Source organism: Acinetobacter ihumii (genome assembly GCF_900625095.1).
GTDB lineage: Bacteria > Pseudomonadota > Gammaproteobacteria > Pseudomonadales > Moraxellaceae > Acinetobacter > Acinetobacter ihumii.
In genome coordinates this window covers 1,785,009-1,802,815 of the sequence record NZ_LR130760.1, presented here as the reverse complement: position 1 = coordinate 1,802,815, position 17,807 = coordinate 1,785,009, and the positions used below count along the sequence as shown (strand labels likewise).

Sequence of the window (17,807 nt, the reverse complement as noted above, 5' to 3'; positions counted from 1 at the left end):
ATGATAAGATTAATATAAGTTAATTTTATTCAATCATCTATCCATTTATGATGCAACAAAGCCTATATCTGGTTATGTTCGATGCATCATTTATCCATTTCATTTGTTAACCACCAGCCCCTCAAACTCTATTTCTACATTGCTCTAGTGGTGATGTGTTGGGGATATTCACCTGTAGGGGTACACAGTGCTTTAGTATCTTATTCACCTGAACATATTGCACTGTTGCGTTTTTTGATTGCCTCGGCTGTATTACTGGTCATTGCATTGCAAAAAGGAATAATGATTCCGAAAATACGTGATCTTCCTCTATTTTTAATATTGGGTTTATGTTCTGTGACCTTGCATCATGTGTTGATCAATACGGGACAGCAGTATGTCACCGCAACGGCATCAAGTATTTTAAGTCAGTCGATTCCATTGTTTACCTTAATTATTTCAGCATTGGTTTTTAAAGATAAAATTTCACTGAAACAAAGCGTATGCATCGTATTGGGATTGGCTGGTGCAATTTTGGTGGTCAGTGGTGATCAGGGTTTGATTTTGCCGAATGCACATAGCTTATTGATTTTACTCGCGGCAATGTGTTGGGCGATTTATTTTGTACTGTATAAAAAATTTAATTTGCCTTATGACTCGATCAGTATGATGTGTTATGTGATCTGGTTTGGAACGCTGCCTTTATTGTTTTATGGTTCTGATCTGATAGCGCAAATGCAGGATGCAACGTGGCAGGCAAATATTGCAGTAGTCCTATTAGGGCTCTTTCCGAGTGCATTGGCGTATTTGCTTTGGGGCTATGTACTCAAGCACATGCCGTTAATGCAGGCGTCTAATTTTTTGTATTGTACGCCGTTGGTGGCAATGTTGATTGCGGTGCTTTTTTTAGGAGAACGACCATCGATATATGTGTTGGTTGGAGGATTAATGATTGTGGGCAGTATCGGGTGGATGAATTGGAAAATATAAATTATTATTAATTGGATAGCTATAACAACTCGTAGTAAACATTTGAAATTTTTTCTTAGTGTTCCTGCTGCTGTGTATTTTGCACTTCTATTTTTTTGACATTTGGTGTTACTAGGAATGAAATTGATCCAAGAAAAATTAAGCAAGCAATCAAACCGACAGCAAACTTGAGCCTAAATAATTTTAAATCACGAATATAGATTAATTTTAGATGTTCAAAAGCAAGTTCATTTATAAATGGAAAATTGGGATCATCTAATTCATTAGAATAATTTAATACAGTTTTATTGGTGCGAATATCTGTACGCAAGAATCCATTAATTAAATTAAATTTAAAAATTCCACCTCCGTAATAAGTACCTTTTTGGGCATAGCCATCATTAATATGTTTACTAGGATTATCAATAGCTGAAAGTGCTGCCAATAGAATTAAAACAGCAATTAGCCAAATTGAAAAAATAATCCAAGCTAAACCTTGTTGCCACCAAAGTCCGTTGGAACTTAAAAACTCATAAATAGTTCTAATTTGTGGAAATGGAACAATACAACCTGCTAGCAATGCTCCAATTTTAAAATCAATAGCACGAATATTTTGTTGAGTGTCTTGAATGGCAGACTGTAAAAAAGTGGATTTATCCATTTTGTTGTACCCAATCATTCATATAGGTACTAACAATGTCACCTTCATAGTAATCCGTATAACTTACTTTTTGACAAAGACTTCTATTATGTTCATTTAAATTTTGATGAAACACATCAGATAAGATAATAGTTTTCCTATATCCTTTACTGGCGTAACTACAATATTGTGCTGTTTTGCCAATAAGCTCACCAATCCATGTAACTTCATTAATACCACTTCCTTTATAGCCAGCTTTTATAACTAATGCTTGTCCATAATGTAATCCTATACCTATTTTAAGTTGAGAGTAGGACCTTTTCTTTAGTTTTATATTAAGTGTTTGAATTAATGAATTAGCTTCAAAAGCAGTTTGAAAAACTTTATCGATTTGATCTTTAGTTTCTGTATTGAATACACCCCAAACGCAATCACCTTCAATATAGATTTGTCTAATATTTGGATTTCCATTAAGTAAGGCAACAAGTTCTGAAATATAGGCTCTATAAATTTTTGCTAAAACCTTTTTTTGATGTTTTGTTGCTAACTCTTTTGAGCCGCGTATGTCAATAAATAAGGCAGAACAATTGATATGATAGCCATTTGTGTATGTTAAGTTATCAATGCTCGGTATTTGATTACTTTCAAGATAATTATTTTCAGAAGCATTCAAGATTTCATCAATTCTTTCACGACTTTTTTCAAAATCATATTCTTTATAGTTTGCTTCCATTAGTTATTCCAAAAATAAACCCCACTAATTTATAGCGAGGTTTATTTAAAAAATCAATAATCTTAAAGGCTTAACCCTGCAACATACTTACATCCGCAATCGCAGTAAATAAACCACGTAACTGTGCTAGTAAACGCAAACGGTTGGCTTTCAATTGAGGGTCTTCTGCCATCACCATAACGCTATCAAAGAACGCATCAATCGGTTCACGTAAAGACGCTAATTGTGACAATGCATCGGTATAGTTATGCGCTTCAAGCAATGGCTGTACCACTGGAGTCACTGTTTGCAATGCAGCAAATAACGCTTTTTCAGCATCTTCAATCAATAGATTTGCATCTACTTCACCGACAATCTGACCTTCTTTCGCCAAGATATTGGCAACACGCTTATTGGCAGCCGCTAAAGCTTGTGCTTCTGGCAAGGTTTTAAAGTGATTAACGGCTTTAACACGATGATCAAAGTCCAGTGGTGATTTTGGTGATAAGGCCTGAACAGACTGAATCACATCAATGGCAACGCCTTGATCTTCATACATCGCGCGGTAACGTGCTTCGATAAAGTTCAATGCTTCATGCTGCGCTTTCACTGGCTCACGTAACTTGCCATGATAGTTTTCAGAGGCAATTTTAGTGAGTTCGACCAATGGCAGATCTAACTCTTTTTCGATCAATAGACGCAATACACCAATGGCTGCACGGCGTAAGCTGAACGGATCTTTTGAACCTGTGGGTGCTTGACCAATGCCAAAAATACCGACCAAAGTATCTAAACGATCTGCCAATGCGAGTGCCGTACCCGTTTGGGTTTGTGGTAACACATCCCCTGAAAAACGCGGTAAATATTGTTCAGCAATGGCATCTGCCACTTCGCTTGGTAAACCTTCCAAACGTGCATAATAGGTTCCCGCAGTACCCTGTAATTCAGGGAACTCACCGACCAATTCAGAAGTTAAATCGCATTTTGCTAAAAGACCAGCTTGTTCTGCGGCAGCACTGTCACCCTGCGTTAACGTGGCAATTTGGCTGGCTAATTTGGCAATACGCTGAGATTTATCCCAAAGCGTACCTAATTCAGCTTGGAATACCATATTGGCTAATTTATCTTTACGACTCGCCAGTGGTTGTTTTTGATCTTGTAAGAAAAAGAATTCTGCATCACTCAAACGTGGACGTACGACTTTTTCATTACCTTCAATAATTTGAGTTGGATCTTTTGATTCAATATTGGAAACAGTAATGAAATACGGCTGTAGTTTGCCTTCAGCATCGACCAAACAGAAATATTTCTGGTTATCCTGCATGGTGGTGATTAGGGCTTCTTGCGGAACTGCCAAATAACGCTCTTCAAACGTAGCGCGTAGTGCAATAGGCCATTCCACCAGTGCAGTTACTTCATCAAGTAAGTCAGCAGGGACAATCGCAGTGGCATTGACTTCATCTGCCAATGTTTTGACTTGGTCTTGAATCAAAGCTTGACGCTTTTCAAAGTCAGCAATGACATAAGCGTTTTCAAGAACGGTTAAGTAGTCATTTGCATGTTCAATCTTAACCATGTCTGGATGATGAAAACGGTGTCCTAAACTATACCTGCCTGTCTCAAAACCTTGTTCTGTTTTAACACCAGAAGTTAAACCTTGAATTGTTGCTGGTATCACTTCACTATCTTTGATTAAAACCATCCATTTGACAGGGCGAACAAACTCGTTACGCTCTGCCGCGGAACGCATGCGTTTGGCAATGGGTAAATTGTCCAAAGCTGTTTGTAGTATGTTCGGCAATAATTCATCAAGGCTTTGACCTTTGATGTCTTTGTAATAACACACTTTTTCAACTTTTCCTGCTTGGAAGGTTGAAACTTGATCAGCTTCAATGCCTTGACCGCGCATAAAGCCTTCAAGGGCTTTGGTCGGTTTACCTTCGCTGTCATAAGCCGCTTGCAGGGCAGGGCCATCAAAGCGTTTTTGCGTATCTGCTTGAGCACCATCCACATCTATAATTTTAAGTGCAAGACGACGTGGTGCAGCATACGCTTCAACGCTTGCAAAGTTTAAGCCTGCATCGGTTAAACCTTTGATGGTTTCTGCCTGTAATGCATCGCGTAATGTTTTTAAGCTTTTTGGTGGCAACTCTTCGCAGCCAAGTTCAAATAAGACCGTATGTTGACTCATTATTTGTTCTCCGCTTTTTGTGCTTTGGCTGCATCACTGTCTGCTTGGGCTTTAAGTTGAGCTAAAACTTCATCACGTAAATGAGGTTCTGCCATTGGGAAACCGAGTTCAGCACGTGCCTGAACATAACTTTGCGCAATAGCACGGGCTAAAGTACGTACGCGTAAAATATAACGTTGACGCTCAGTGACAGAAATTGCACCGCGTGCATCGAGTAAGTTAAAGGTATGCGAGGCTTTCACTACCTGTTCGTAGGCAGGTAAAGACAGTTTTGCGTCTATTAAACGAACCGCTTCTGATTCATAAAAATCAAACAACTCAAACAGTTTATCGACTGGCGCGTATTCAAAGTTATAGGTGGACTGTTCCACTTCATTTTGATGGAACACATCTCCATAAGTCACGGTGCCAAACTGACCTTTGGTCCAAACCAGATCATAAACCGAGTCTACCCCTTGAAGGTACATCGCTAAACGTTCAAGACCGTAAGTGATTTCACCTGTGACAGGGTAACATTCAACCCCACCGACTTGCTGGAAGTAAGTAAACTGAGTGACTTCCATACCATTGAGCCAGACTTCCCAGCCTAAGCCCCAAGCACCGAGGGTTGGAGATTCCCAGTTGTCTTCGACAAAACGAATATCATGAGTCAAAGTATCAATCCCAATTGCTTTGAGGGAGTCTAGGTAAAGCTGTTGAATATTATCTGGGTTTGGCTTGAGTACGACTTGGAACTGGTAGTAATGCTGCAAGCGGTTTGGATTTTCACCATAGCGGCCATCTTTTGGGCGGCGTGAAGGTTGTACATAAGCGGCATTCCATGTTTCAGGGCCAAGCGCACGTAAGAAGGTTGCGGTATGGAAAGTTCCTGCGCCCATTTCCATGTCATAAGGTTGTAAAACCACGCAGCCTTGTTCTGCCCAATAGTTTTGTAGGGCAAGAATTAAGCCCTGAAAGGTATCAATATGCGATATGGCGCGACTCATGGTGCATCCATTAAAAAATTAGAGAAAAATTGCGTTCAAGTATAAGGATTTTAAAGGAGAGTGGCAAAGGTTCTGTCGAGTTCTTATGAATAAAAAGTAGCATAGATCAAACTTCATCTTTTCTACTGAATTTAAGCGTAAATTGAATATCATGATAAAGGGGACACAGAGGCTCAAATATATGACTCCTATAAAAAAATCAGCGAAATCATTGAGTTTAACATCTTCCATCATTGCCTTAAGCATCTCTTGCCAATACGTACAAGCCGCATGGGATGGCAATGGTTTTATAGCAGAGAAAATCAAACAAAGAATTGAGCAACGAATAACGATGCAGCATGTGCAACAGTCAACACGGCGAATAGACTTCGATGGCATGCAGCGGACGTATCAAATTTACGAGCCAGCTTCTTCTTCTACAATACATAACTTACCTGTGGTGATTGCCTTACATGGAGGCGGTGGTAATGCCAGTCAAATGATGAAACGCTGGCAAACCATGGCAGAGCAACAAGACTTTATTTTAATTGCGCCGCAGGGTATAGGTGCAAATGCCAGAATGGGCACATGGAATGCACAAGGCTGCTGTGGCGAAGCCATGAAGAAGAAAGTCAATGACCTTGAATTTGTTCAACAAATTTTAAAAGATGTTTCACGAAATACCCCAATAGATCATAACAAAATCTATATGGTTGGCTTTTCAAATGGAGGGATGCTGGCGCATCAGCTAGCCATCAGCATGGGAAGTCAACTGGCAGCAGTAGCTGTAGTTTCGGGTGCATTATTTGGAAATGAAACTGCTGCAAAAAGTCCTGTCCCTATTTTAATGATTCATGGTGAGCAGGATTCTGTGGTGCCTTTTCATGGAGGTATGAGTCCAACCCATTTTGTTGCCAGAGCCCAAAAACAGTCGTTCCAATCAGTGACTTATGCCATGAACTATTGGAAAACAAACAATCAATGTCAAGGGAATATGCTGGTACAGAAAACTGCGATGTTGAGGATTGAAAAAGGTCTAAACTGCAAAGCCGATGTTGTGCTTTATGATGTGACTCAAGGGCAACACGTTTGGCCAACAGTTGATCATCATGATGAGGGTTTTGATGCGACTCAAGTAATTTGGTCTTTTTTTAGACAATACGCGCGTTAAAAGGATGAGCTATGCTGAATAATAAGATTAGATTACTTTTTCTGTGCATGATTACTGCTGTGTCCTATGCCAACGCACAGCAGGAGGAACCCGATCTATATAGCCAGTGTGTTGATGAAACCATACAGACACAACAGTTAGCCAGTATCAATAATGCTGTCGTGGAGGTGTGTAGCCAGCAGGCGAAAGCAGCTTATGAAACACAAATTGTAAAATTATTGGATAAAATTAAAGAACAGGGGAGTTCTGAACGTTATCAAGACATTATGAAATCACAGCGTTTGTGGAAACAATATGTGGATCAGGAATGCAAAAATGCAGGCGATTATATTGGTTCACCCATGTATGGATATTGTCCTATGCAGCAATATCAACAGCGGTTAGACAATTTAAAACACTTTGTGGATTGAGCGTAGTCGTAAAGCAAATGTAGAAGACAAAAAAAAGCTACAGTTGCGTTTTAGGGGGATAACAACTGTAGCGACCAAAATGACAAGGTCAAATGATGTCTGATTAGCGTTTACTACGCTGTTCTTCTTGAACAGTACGCATCGATTGTGAATAACCTGATGTATAGTCCAGTCGTTGATTCTGTTTCGGCATAATTAACCATAAAATCAGGTAAACCAAAATGCCAGGAAAAGCTGCACTCATAAGCGATACAATCACAAAAATAAGCCGTAGCAAATTTGCGTTCCAACCAAAACGTTCAGCAATACCGCCCATGACACCGGCGATCATATGTTGTCGGTTTGAACGATATAAACCAGAATTGGCCATCGATAACATCTCCTCAAAAATAAATATGACATGAAATTTTTTCGAATTTTTCATGTGTTATTTTTTAAATGGGGAATCAATTGACTGCTTTAAAGGCATTAAATCCAGAAAAAAGTTATTTTATGTAAAGAAAAGCACTGAGTCTGTCCAAGACTCGATAAAAATTCAGTTTAATGAACTTACAAAAATATGATTTTTTCAAGCCACTGATGGTGAACTGAAAAACAATCATGAGATCAAGTTCGGGGGGATAAATGGACTTTTTTATTATGAGAGAAATGGTGAACAATATTTTCTATGATTAAGCTTAAATTTCTCTCAGCTCCCCCATCTACTGCCTACAACCGTCTGTGTATTGTAATGATTTTAAGTGCGGCTTTATCTGCCTGTGATCGTCATTCATCCGATAGCAGCAAACTGGCGGAACAGGATGAAAAGATTTCTGCGGCGTCTGTCCCTAATCAAGCAACTCCAACTGACCAACCGCAAGAGGGCAATAAACTGGCTGATGTTGCGGGTCAATCGATGCTGCCTGCTGAAAGCACTGAAGTTACAAATAATCCGGCGGCGCCACTTCCTGTGAATGCCATGAAATATGTGGGTCGTTATCATGTGCATGTGCCTTGTAGTGATCCAGTTGCGCTTTGCAAAGAGTCAGAAGGACAAATTGATTATGTTCTGAGTTTATTGGCAGACGGAACAGCTTATCGGAAGCGAGTAAGTTTAGGACGTATCAGTATTGATGAGCGCCAAAACACCAAAAACTATGAGCCAGATCGCTGGGCATTTGATGCACAGCACAAAGAAATTATATTGACCTTATTTGATGGCGGAAAACTGTATTTTAAAATTATCGATGCGAATCATTTAAAAGCCAATTTGGATAAAATCATTCATGTTGAAAATGGTCAAAATCGCAAGAATTTGGGGGAGCAATTTATTTTGCCTCAAAAAGCACGTGTGCTGACCAAATTGCCTTAGCTTTTATATTGATTGAATTTGAAAAAGCAAAAATAAGAGAAATTAAAAAGGATGCCGAAGCATCCTTTTTTTAGCTGGCTAGTTACCCTTAGTAGTCAAAGCTAAAATGTTCTGAAGCCAAAGAGGTCAATGTGCGAGATGGTGTAACCATTGATTCTGCATGACCTTGAGCGCGTGGTAATAAGCGATCAAAATAGAAGTCAGCGACTTTGATCTTCGCTTTATAGAACTCAGGTGTTTCTTTACCGTCGCCTGCTTCCAGTTTTTCAGAAGCAATCACGGCTTGTTGGGCCCAGAAGAAAGCCATCATGACATAACCAGAGAACATCAAATAATCGACTGATGCAGACGATACGATGTCACGATCTTTACGCGCAGCCAGCATAATACGAACGGTTAGGGTATTCCATTGTGCGCAAAGCTTGGTTAAGTCCCATGCAAAACGACGAAGGTATTTATTACGGGCATGACGACCACAGAATTTCAAAATTTCAGCAGTATAGTCACGAACCACTTTACCTTTAGAAGACAACAACACTTTACGACCAATCAAATCGAGTGCTTGTACACCTGTTGTACCTTCATAAAGTGTTGCAATACGGGCATCACGTGCAATTTGTTCCATACCCCATTCGCGGATATAGCCGTGACCACCGTACACTTGCATACCATGATTGGCCGCTTCCAAACCAAGCTCAGTCAAGAAGCCTTTTAGAATTGGGGTGAAGAAACCAAGTTTGTCATCGTAATCTTCAAATTTTGCCTGATCACCTGTAATTAAAGCATCGGTCATTTTATCTGCAAGCTGTGCTGCATGATAAATCATTGAACGACCACCTTCCGCAATCGCTTTTTGAGTTAACAACATACGACGTACATCGGCATGGTGAATAATGGCATCTGCAACTTTATCTGGATCTTTTTTACCTGAAAGTGCACGCATTGACATACGGTCTTTGGCATATGGTAGCGCCCCTTGGAATGATAATTCCGCGTGAGCAATCCCTTGAACCGCTGTACCAATACGGGCAGTGTTCATAAAGGTAAACATCGCGTGTAAACCTTTGTTGATTTCACCGATGAGATAACCTGTTGCACCGTCAAAATTCAAGACCGCAGTGGCAGAGGCTTTAATCCCCATTTTGTGTTCAATTGAACCACACACCACGCCATTACGTTCACCTACACCGCCATCCGCCGTGGGGATGAATTTCGGTACGATAAACAATGAAATACCACGTGTACCTGCTGGTGCATCTGGAAGACGAGCAAGCACAATATGAATGATATTGTCCGTTAAATCATGTTCACCCGCTGAGATAAAGATTTTAGTCCCTGAAATCTTATAAGTGCCATCTGCTTGTGGTTCTGCTTTGGTTTTGACTTGACCTAAATCTGTACCACACTGAGGCTCAGTCAAACACATAGTGCCAGACCAAGTGCCTTCAACCAGTTTCGGCATGTAAGTCGCTTTTTGTTCATCTGTACCAAATTGCATGATGGTATTCATACAACCCATGCTCAAACCGGGATACATGGTAAATGACCAGTTTGCTGTTCCCATCATTTCAGATTTGATGAGGTTCAAAGACATTGGCAAGCCTTGACCGCCAAATTCTTCTGGATAAGACAGACCTTGCCAGCCGCCTTGTACGAACTGATCATAAGCTTCTTTAAAGCCTTTTGGTGTTTTTACTTCACCATTGTCAAAATGACAGCCTTCTTCATCACCCGATTGGTTAAGAGGTGAAAGTACATTTTCACAATAATCAGCAGCACCTTCAAGGATCATATCGACTGTATCTGCGTCGGCATTTTCACCGTTAGAAAGTGTTTTGTAGTGAGAAGCATAGTCAAATACTTCATTCATCAAGAAACGAATGTCACGGAGCGGGGCTTTATACGCTGGCATAATCTTTAATCCTAATTTAGAAATAGTTCTGGATTATCTGTATCGATGATCTGGATTATTCCTAGTCATGGGGAAAAATGCATTGATACTCATCTATGAAAAAAATGTCAGAAAAGCGAATTTTGTCGTGTATGACAAACGCGATCTGAGCATTTTTAAATACAGTCTAAAGCTATTGTCTAGTTAAAAAACAGTTTTATTTAACTCGTAACCATCATTATATTAAAGGTGTAAAGCATGAGGCTTCGTTTAAAATATTTAACTTATTGTGTACTTGCTTTAAGTCTTTTAGCCTGCACGCCGGATGTCATTAAAATCAATCCAGACCAATAAAATTTTAGTTCAGACTTTTTTAGATGTAGATCAGTAAAATTGATACAGGCATCGGTTCAGGGTTTGACACAACTTCCTTATGATGTATATCAGTTACGAATGATCTGGACAGGTGTGTTATAGCTGATCACTCTTCAACATGCTGTAAATGTGATAAAGCTAGAATACCTGTCACATTTGTTGTGACAGGTGATTTTGATTAAAGAAAATCTTTAAGTTCTGGTTTGACTCCATGCCAGATTGAAAAAGCTTCTATGGCTTGTCCCACCAGCATGCCAAATCCTTCGGTATGAGGAACACCACGGGCTTTAGCCTGATCGATAAAAGTAGAAGGCTTTCCGTATGCCATTTCATAGGCGTGATGAAATTTAAGTTCAGGCGGTAAACTCAGTGCTTCGCCCGTTAAGCTGGCTGAAGTCGCATTAATGACCAGATCAAACTCACCGCTCAGTGCTGTAAGTTCCATTACTTGAAGTTCAACTTCAGGGACAGCACCTTTTAAATCTGACTGCAATTGCTGCGCACGTTGTAAAGTCCGATTGGCAATCACGATTTGTTTGGCTCCTGCTTTCACCAGTGGATAAATCACCCCTCGTGTTGCACCGCCTGCCCCAAGAATGAGGATACGTGCATCTTGCAAGGACCAGTTCAAAGCTAAAATGGCATCCACCAAACCTTGTCCATCAGTATTGTCACCATGTAATTTGCCATCCTGTTGCCAGAGCGTGTTAACCGCTTTGGCAATTTGCGCACGTTCTGTCAACACGTCACACAGGGCATAGGCTTGTTCTTTAAAGGGAACCGTAACATTCATGCCAGAGCCACCCTGTGCAAAAAAATCGGTGACATGGCTGGCAAAAGCATCTATTGGCGCCAGACGTTTTTGATAATCAAGTTCAATGCCCAGTTTTTTTGCAAAAGCAAAGTGAAGTTCAGGCGAGCGTGATTGTTCGATTGGGTTGCCAATAACGGCAAATCGCTTGACCATGTGGAAAATCCATCTACCTCAAAAAATGCCATCACTATACGCTAAAACCTGAGCGACATACATTTGCGCTAAACGAGATTTGCCAAAAGATCTGCTTGTACGTGACTTTGTATCTTTATCGTGCATTTATGTTGCATGTGATTGTCTCATATTTTGTTTCTGATCAAAATGTAAACGCGATTTCGTAATACCTATAAATAACATTACTCAAATATTGAGTCGCACTACAAAAATGGAGAACAATAATGACCTCAAATCTCAATCCACTTGAGTTGCTGGTAGAGCGAGTAACTCCGCTCGTCGTTGATCAGAGTCAACTGGACATTGATATCGATAAAAAATCCTCATTACTCAAACAATTTTACCCGATCATGCTGGCACTTTTTCATCGCTTTCCAGAGCGTTTAAGCAGTGTACTCAATGGTAGTCAAGCGCCTTTACAGGAATTACTAGGTAATCAGCAAGGCGTTTTAAATCAAATTCTGGAGGGTTTTTCAAGGCATCATAGTGTACAACCCGCCACCATTGAATCTTTATTTAACCATGCGATTCCATTTAGTGCTCGTGCCTTAAAAGAAGAGGTGGGTGAGGGCAATATCGTCTCTTATTTGGGATCTTATTTGCCGCAAATTAGTAGTCAATTGCCTGCGTGGGCTGCACCAATTTTATCTGCGCTTGGCATCGGTGGTTTGCTTAAAACCAGTTCGGCTCAACCTTTAAATTCTACCCCTCCACCAGCCAGTAGCGGATTTAAAAAGATATGGCCGTGGTTAGCTTTACTGATTTTAGCCTTGTTATTATTATTTTTATGGCGTTCTTGTCAAAAACAAACCCCGGCACCTGCCAGTGTTGCTGAACCTGCGGCAAGCTCTGAACCTGCGAGTACGGTTGCTGCGGCATCTCCTGCTAGCTTGAGCTTAACTTCAGGAACAGGTAATCAGGTTTTGGGATGTCAATCTAGCGTGGGTGATAGTCAACTTGGCTCTTTATTACAAACAGCACTTACAAAAGTCTTTGGTACAGCTGCCAATTGTAATATCAATACAGATGCTTCGTTTGCTACACAGCTTCCTGCTCAGGATAAACTTGATGGCATTTTAAATCTGGTCAAAGCTGTGCCTAATGCCAGCATCGAATGGGTGGGTGATCATCTCAGCGTAAACGCCCCAGATGCAACTGCCTTAACTGGTTTAATTGATCAAATTAAAGCCATTGCGCCAGAATTAAATGTAGAGGCTGCGCAGCCTTTAAATGTTGAACAATCCGTTTCCAGCAGTATTGATGCCACTACGCAAGCATTGTCTGGCTTAAATGAGTCTTCAACGCCAGAACAAATTGTACAGGCCTTAAATATGCAAATTATTAATTTTGCGACAGGTTCGGCAGCAATTCCAGATGAAAATAAAGCGGTACTTGATCAAGCGGCGACATTACTACAAAAAGTACCAAATCTGAGTTTAAATGTAGAAGGCTATACTGATTCAACTGGGAATGCTGACACCAATAAAGCATTATCACAAAAACGTGCGCAATCGGTGGTGGACTATTTAACAGCCAAAGGTGTAAGTTCTTCGACACTCAAAGCAGTAGGTTATGGTGCTGAAAATCCTGTAGCAGACAATGAAACTGAACAGGGTAAATTCCGTAACCGTCGAATTGAGTTTAAGTTGGCGGGTTCGTAAAGTACTCGGTAAGAATCAAAAGATGATGTAACGTCCAAAGTTTATGATAGAAGTCGCCTCAAGGTGGCTTTTGTTTATGCCTGATAACGTTAAAATAAGCACAGAATTGGTTTAGGATTGTTTAAACGCAGGCTAAAGATTGACACATTGAAGCCAATCATAAAATTAAAAAAATTATGGATTACAAATTGATTCGAGCTTTTCGATTAAAAAGATGATTGCCGCTAATACCAAACCAATTGCTGCAAGTACGGTCACTGAAATGGAGATACTGTCTGAATAAATATTTTCAAATTCCACAGTCACGCTAGTAGAAATGAATACAGTGATCACCAACACTGCCAGAATTAAAAGACGGTGATTCTCTAAAAAATCTGCAAGAAGACGACGAGACATAAAACGACCTTTCATTTTTTTCTAAAATTAGATCAAAACAATATTAAATCAAGATGACAACGCTAAGTGTTCAACTCTGTTGCGCTCTTTTCAAACTTTGTAATGACATAATGTAATGATCAGCATAAACGATTGCCTAAAACATACAAGAGATGATTGAATAATAAAGACTCTCATTTGCAAGTGAATATTACAGTTCAGCTAGCCAATCATGAGGTTTTAGATAATAATCAGTCAGTTGCTTCTCGATTGAATTCTCCTCCCACTCTGGGCGATATGACCATGCAGCAAGATTCGGTAGACTGACGAGAATAGATTCAATCCGACCTCCAGTTTGTAGACCAAACAAGGTACCACGGTCATAAACGAGATTGTATTCGACATAGCGACCGCGTCGATATAACTGAAATTCGCGTTGTGCTTCGGTATAAGGCTGTTCGCGATGCTTTTCAAAAATGGGAAGAATGGCTGCAAGATAACCATTGCCAACAGCTTTGATGTAGTCAAAACAAGTCTCAAAATCCCATTGATTTAAGTCATCAAAAAATAAACCGCCAATACCACGTTGTTCATCGCGATGTTTTAAATAAAAATAATCATCACACCATTTTTTGTGTTCAGCATAGACATGCTCACCAAAAGGCTGACATAAATCAAAAGCTGTTTGATGCCAATGCTTAATGTCTTGGTTGTCAGGATAAAAGGGCGTTAAATCGAAACCGCCCCCGAACCACCAAATTGGTTGCTGACCTTCGGGCTGTGCAACAAATAAGCGGACATTGGCATGTGAAGTTGGAATGTTGGGGTTTTTAGGGTGAATCACCAATGAAACCCCCAATGCTTGGGCTTTAGCTCCAGCAATATGAGGATGACGCTGTGTTGCAGAAGCAGGGAGTTGGCGAATATCAATATGTGAAAACATCACACCGCCTTTCTCAATGACCTCACCTTCTTGCAAAACACGCGAACGACCGCCACCCCCTTCAACACGTTGCCAGTCGTCAATCACAAACTGTGCAGAACCACCGCCTTTTTGCTCCTGCTGTTCAAGTGCATCACAAATACGTGCCTGTAAGTCCAGTAAAAATTCGCGAACTCGTAGAATATCAGCCGAAGTTGGATGCTGCATAATGAACCTCAAATGATCTGGCTTTCTTTAAACAAAGCATCAAGAAAAAAACAGGGTGGGGAGTGAACAAATGATTTTATTAAATACTTGAATAAAGTCATTTTTTTATGAATACTGAGCGTGAACTTTGATTAGAAATCATCTTTTTTGTATAAATGATCCATACGTTCACGTTTAGTTTTTAAATAATGCTCATTAAACGGATTGCGACCCACTGTAAGTGGAACACGCTCCACTACATGAATACCCAAATCAGTCAAGGCTTTCAATTTGAGTGGGTTATTGGTGATCAGTTTGACGGCTTTGACCTGTAAATGATCCAGCATAATGGTGCACATATCATACTGACGTGCATCAGCAGGCAGGTTTAATAACAGATTGGCATCCACAGTATCGTGTCCCTGATCTTGTAGGGCATAAGCACGAATTTTATTGGTCAACCCAATACCACGTCCTTCTTGGCGTAAATATAAAATCACACCTTGACCGACATCATTAATCAATTGTTGTGTCGCTTGTAACTGCGGACCGCAATCACATTTGAGCGAAGCAAATGCATCACCAGTTAAACACTCCGAATGAATACGAACCAACACAGGCTCATTCGGTGCAGTTTCTAAACCTTTGGATAAAGCGACATGTTCTTCACCCGTCTCAGGGTCTTGAAACACAGAAATATTGAAGTCACCAAATTTGGTTGGGAGTTTTGAAGTTGCGACAAACTCAATAGCCACTGGTTACATATCTCGTCATGAAAACGGCTAAAGTATAGCGTATTGGTCACATATTGGTAGAATTGCTGCGCTGAATTTATGCATAATAATTTCTTTTTTGTATAATGCGCACGATAATAGTTGATAAATAGTCAGATTATTCTGGATAATCTAGCCAACCACGCCGCAAGCAAATATGCCATGCGACCTTGTTAGACATGTGGCTGATTGAAGGTGACTTTAATTCGATCATAAGTAAATTCAACTGCTTATACCGAATCCCATTTACCCAGCTTAGGATTTGCCAGGCTTAAAAAGGCTTTGCCACATATGTTGTATACCGAAATACCAACTCAACGCCCTGTTACGCCATTGTTAGATGAGATTGATCATCCACAACAATTACGTCAGCTCGAGCATGGCCAGTTGTCTCAAGTGGCTGATGAGTTGCGTCAGTTTATTTTATATGCGGCAGGACAAAGTGGTGGACACTTTGGCGCAAATCTGGGCGTGATTGAGCTCACCGTTGCCCTCCATTACAGTTTTAATACGCCACATGATCGTTTGATTTGGGATGTCGGTCATCAGGCCTATCCACACAAAGCTTTGACAGGTCGCCGTGATCAACTGTATAGCATCCGTGCACAACATGGCTTGGCTGCATTTCCAGCGCGTGAAGAATCTGTATTTGACACTTTTGGTGTTGGACATTCCTCAACTGCAATTTCGGCTGGACTTGGCATGTCACTTGCGCGCCGTTATCAGCAAAATCCTTGCGAAGTGGTCTGTGTTGTAGGAGATGGTGCCATGACCGCAGGCATGGCATTTGAAGCCATGAACGACGCTGTGGCGCATGATGCAGATCTGATTGTGGTATTAAATGACAATGATATGTCAATTTCCTGTAGCACCGGTGGTTTTGCCAAACACTTGGCCGCCATTTGGGAACATGGTCATTCAGTCAACATTAATGATGACGGTGAGGCTTATGTACAGCCACATCCACAATGGACTTACAACTCACGTTTGCATCAGTCTGCTACGGATGCCGCAGATAACTTATTTAAAGCCATTGGCTTTGATTATTTTGGTCCATTTGATGGTCATGATGTCGAGCACTTGGTCACTGTATTTAATGCATTGAAAAAACGCAAAGGACCGCGTCTGGTTCATGTGTATACCAAAAAAGGCAAAGGCTTTGAGCCTGCTGAGGCAGATCCAATCACCTACCATGCCATTACTAAAATATCAGCAACTTCTAGTGTACCCGGCAAGAAATTGCCACCAAAATATTCCGATGTTTTTGGTCAGTGGCTTTGCGATGAAGCTGCACAGGATGATCGACTTCTGGCCATTACCCCGGCTATGTGTGAAGGTTCGGGCATGGTCAAATTCGCCAAACAATATCCTGAACGTTTCTTCGATGTCGCGATAGCTGAACAACATGCTGTGACATTGGCTGCGGGCATGGCGTGTGAAGGCTTAAAGCCTGTGGTCGCGATTTACTCTACCTTTTTACAGCGTGGTTATGATCAACTGATTCATGATGTTGCCTTGCAAAACTTGGATGTGACCTTTGGTATTGATCGTGCAGGTTTGGTCGGTGAAGATGGTCCAACCCATGCAGGGGCTTACGATTATGCCTATATGCGTACCGTGCCGAACATCGTAATCATGGCGCCTAAAGATGAAAATGAATGCCGCCAAATGTTGCATACAGCATATTTACACGCTGGTCCTGCGGCGGTGCGTTATCCACGAGGCAATGGGGTTGGCGTTGAAATTCAGCAGACATTGACCACCCTAGAAATAGGCAAAGCTGAAATTGTGGCGGAATACCATGCTGAATATGAGGAACAAATCAGTATTTTGGGGTTTGGTAGCCGTGTGACCGTAGCAATAGAAGCAGCTGAACAACTCAGCAAAACTCATGATATTGGTGTACGCGTGGTCAACATGCGTTTTGTCAAACCTTTGGATGAACAAATCATTCGTGATTTGACTGCAAGAACCAGCTTATTTGTCACAGTTGAAGAACATGCAGTTATGGCAGGTGCGGGCAGTGCTGTGAATGAGTTTTTCGCCAAAGCACAAATTCTCAAGCCAACGCTGAATCTCGGTTTACCTGACAGTTTTATGCCACAAGCGACACATGCACAAATGTTACAAAGTTGTGGACTTGATGCAGAAGGGATTCAAAAATCCATTGAAAAAGTATGGTTAAAGCTTGTACAGACTGTTTAAGGTCTTTCGCTAAAAAAAATCC

Annotated in this window: 16 protein-coding genes; 6 read left to right on the top strand and 10 right to left on the bottom strand. The window is 40.8% G+C overall.

The genetic code is table 11. The features are described from left to right. The first annotated feature begins 81 nt into the window (after positions 1 to 81). The gene (locus E0D95_RS08495) at positions 82 to 969 is read left to right on the top strand and encodes a DMT family transporter (RefSeq protein WP_130803451.1); all 888 of its coding nucleotides are present in this window, start codon (positions 82 to 84) and stop codon (positions 967 to 969) included. 55 nt (positions 970 to 1,024) lie between these two features. Here E0D95_RS08495 and E0D95_RS08490 read toward each other — a convergent pair whose 3' ends face one another. From E0D95_RS08490 to glyQ, 4 genes are all read right to left on the bottom strand, one after another. Continuing rightward, entirely contained in the window at positions 1,025 to 1,609 is a 585-nt protein-coding gene (locus E0D95_RS08490) for a hypothetical protein (RefSeq protein WP_130803450.1), read from the bottom strand. Next, the gene (locus E0D95_RS08485) at positions 1,602 to 2,321 is read right to left on the bottom strand and encodes an adenylate/guanylate cyclase domain-containing protein (RefSeq protein WP_130803449.1); all 720 of its coding nucleotides are present in this window, start codon (positions 2,319 to 2,321) and stop codon (positions 1,602 to 1,604) included. The genes E0D95_RS08490 and E0D95_RS08485 overlap by 8 nt, the downstream gene beginning before the upstream one ends. 70 nt (positions 2,322 to 2,391) lie before the next feature. Further along, the gene (gene glyS, locus E0D95_RS08480) at positions 2,392 to 4,491 is read right to left on the bottom strand and encodes a glycine--tRNA ligase subunit beta (RefSeq protein WP_130803448.1); all 2,100 of its coding nucleotides are present in this window, start codon (positions 4,489 to 4,491) and stop codon (positions 2,392 to 2,394) included. Beyond that, positions 4,491 to 5,477: a glycine--tRNA ligase subunit alpha gene (glyQ, locus tag E0D95_RS08475; protein WP_130803447.1), complete on the bottom strand. Its 987-nt coding sequence runs from the start codon at positions 5,475 to 5,477 to the stop codon at positions 4,491 to 4,493. Before glyQ ends, glyS begins: the two co-directional genes overlap by 1 nt. 181 nt (positions 5,478 to 5,658) lie before the next feature. On the opposite strand from glyQ, the gene E0D95_RS08470 reads away from it, so the two are divergent. Further along, positions 5,659 to 6,627: a CE1 family esterase gene (locus E0D95_RS08470; RefSeq protein ID WP_130803446.1), complete on the top strand. Its 969-nt coding sequence runs from the start codon at positions 5,659 to 5,661 to the stop codon at positions 6,625 to 6,627. 11 nt (positions 6,628 to 6,638) lie between these two features. Then, on the top strand, positions 6,639 to 7,037 hold the full coding sequence (locus E0D95_RS08465; RefSeq protein ID WP_130803445.1) for a lysozyme inhibitor LprI family protein: 399 nt from the start codon (positions 6,639 to 6,641) through the stop codon (positions 7,035 to 7,037). Between the two features lie 103 nt (positions 7,038 to 7,140). Here the strand turns inward: E0D95_RS08465 and E0D95_RS08460 are convergent, their stop codons facing one another. Beyond that, complete coding sequence (locus E0D95_RS08460) at positions 7,141 to 7,407, bottom strand: PspC domain-containing protein (protein WP_130803444.1); 267 nt, start codon at positions 7,405 to 7,407, stop codon at positions 7,141 to 7,143. A 297-nt stretch (positions 7,408 to 7,704) separates the two neighbouring features. Here E0D95_RS08460 and E0D95_RS08455 point away from each other — a divergent pair, with 297 nt between their 5' ends. Further along, the gene (locus E0D95_RS08455) at positions 7,705 to 8,388 is read left to right on the top strand and encodes a hypothetical protein (RefSeq protein ID WP_130803443.1); all 684 of its coding nucleotides are present in this window, start codon (positions 7,705 to 7,707) and stop codon (positions 8,386 to 8,388) included. A gap of 88 nt (positions 8,389 to 8,476) precedes the next feature. Here the strand turns inward: E0D95_RS08455 and E0D95_RS08450 are convergent, their stop codons facing one another. Both E0D95_RS08450 and aroE read right to left on the bottom strand, forming a co-directional pair. Further along, positions 8,477 to 10,300 carry an acyl-CoA dehydrogenase C-terminal domain-containing protein gene (locus E0D95_RS08450; RefSeq protein ID WP_130803442.1) on the bottom strand — a complete coding sequence of 608 codons (1,824 nt, stop codon included), beginning with the start codon at positions 10,298 to 10,300 and terminating at the stop codon, positions 8,477 to 8,479. A gap of 532 nt (positions 10,301 to 10,832) precedes the next feature. Next, positions 10,833 to 11,621, bottom strand: coding sequence for a shikimate dehydrogenase (aroE, locus tag E0D95_RS08445; protein ID WP_130803441.1), 789 nt, complete (start codon positions 11,619 to 11,621; stop codon positions 10,833 to 10,835). Positions 11,622 to 11,866: 245 nt separating this feature from the next. Here aroE and E0D95_RS08440 point away from each other — a divergent pair, with 245 nt between their 5' ends. Continuing rightward, positions 11,867 to 13,303 (top strand): OmpA family protein, encoded by a 1,437-nt coding sequence (locus E0D95_RS08440; protein WP_130803440.1) that lies wholly within the window; start codon positions 11,867 to 11,869, stop codon positions 13,301 to 13,303. A gap of 174 nt (positions 13,304 to 13,477) precedes the next feature. On the opposite strand, the gene E0D95_RS08435 is transcribed toward E0D95_RS08440, so the two are convergent. The 3 genes from E0D95_RS08435 to ribA all read right to left on the bottom strand — a co-directional run bounded on the left by E0D95_RS08435 (position 13,478) and on the right by ribA (position 15,562). Further along, positions 13,478 to 13,699, bottom strand: coding sequence for a hypothetical protein (locus E0D95_RS08435; protein ID WP_130803439.1), 222 nt, complete (start codon positions 13,697 to 13,699; stop codon positions 13,478 to 13,480). 190 nt (positions 13,700 to 13,889) lie between these two features. After that, positions 13,890 to 14,828 carry an oxygen-dependent coproporphyrinogen oxidase gene (gene hemF / locus E0D95_RS08430; protein WP_130803438.1) on the bottom strand — a complete coding sequence of 313 codons (939 nt, stop codon included), beginning with the start codon at positions 14,826 to 14,828 and terminating at the stop codon, positions 13,890 to 13,892. A gap of 131 nt (positions 14,829 to 14,959) precedes the next feature. Then, positions 14,960 to 15,562, bottom strand: coding sequence for a GTP cyclohydrolase II (gene ribA, locus E0D95_RS08425; RefSeq protein ID WP_130803437.1), 603 nt, complete (start codon positions 15,560 to 15,562; stop codon positions 14,960 to 14,962). 309 nt (positions 15,563 to 15,871) lie between these two features. Here ribA and dxs point away from each other — a divergent pair, with 309 nt between their 5' ends. Continuing rightward, positions 15,872 to 17,785, top strand: a complete 1,914-nt coding sequence (gene dxs / locus E0D95_RS08420) for a 1-deoxy-D-xylulose-5-phosphate synthase (RefSeq protein WP_130803436.1) — start codon at positions 15,872 to 15,874, stop codon at positions 17,783 to 17,785. Positions 17,786 to 17,807 lie beyond the last annotated feature (22 nt).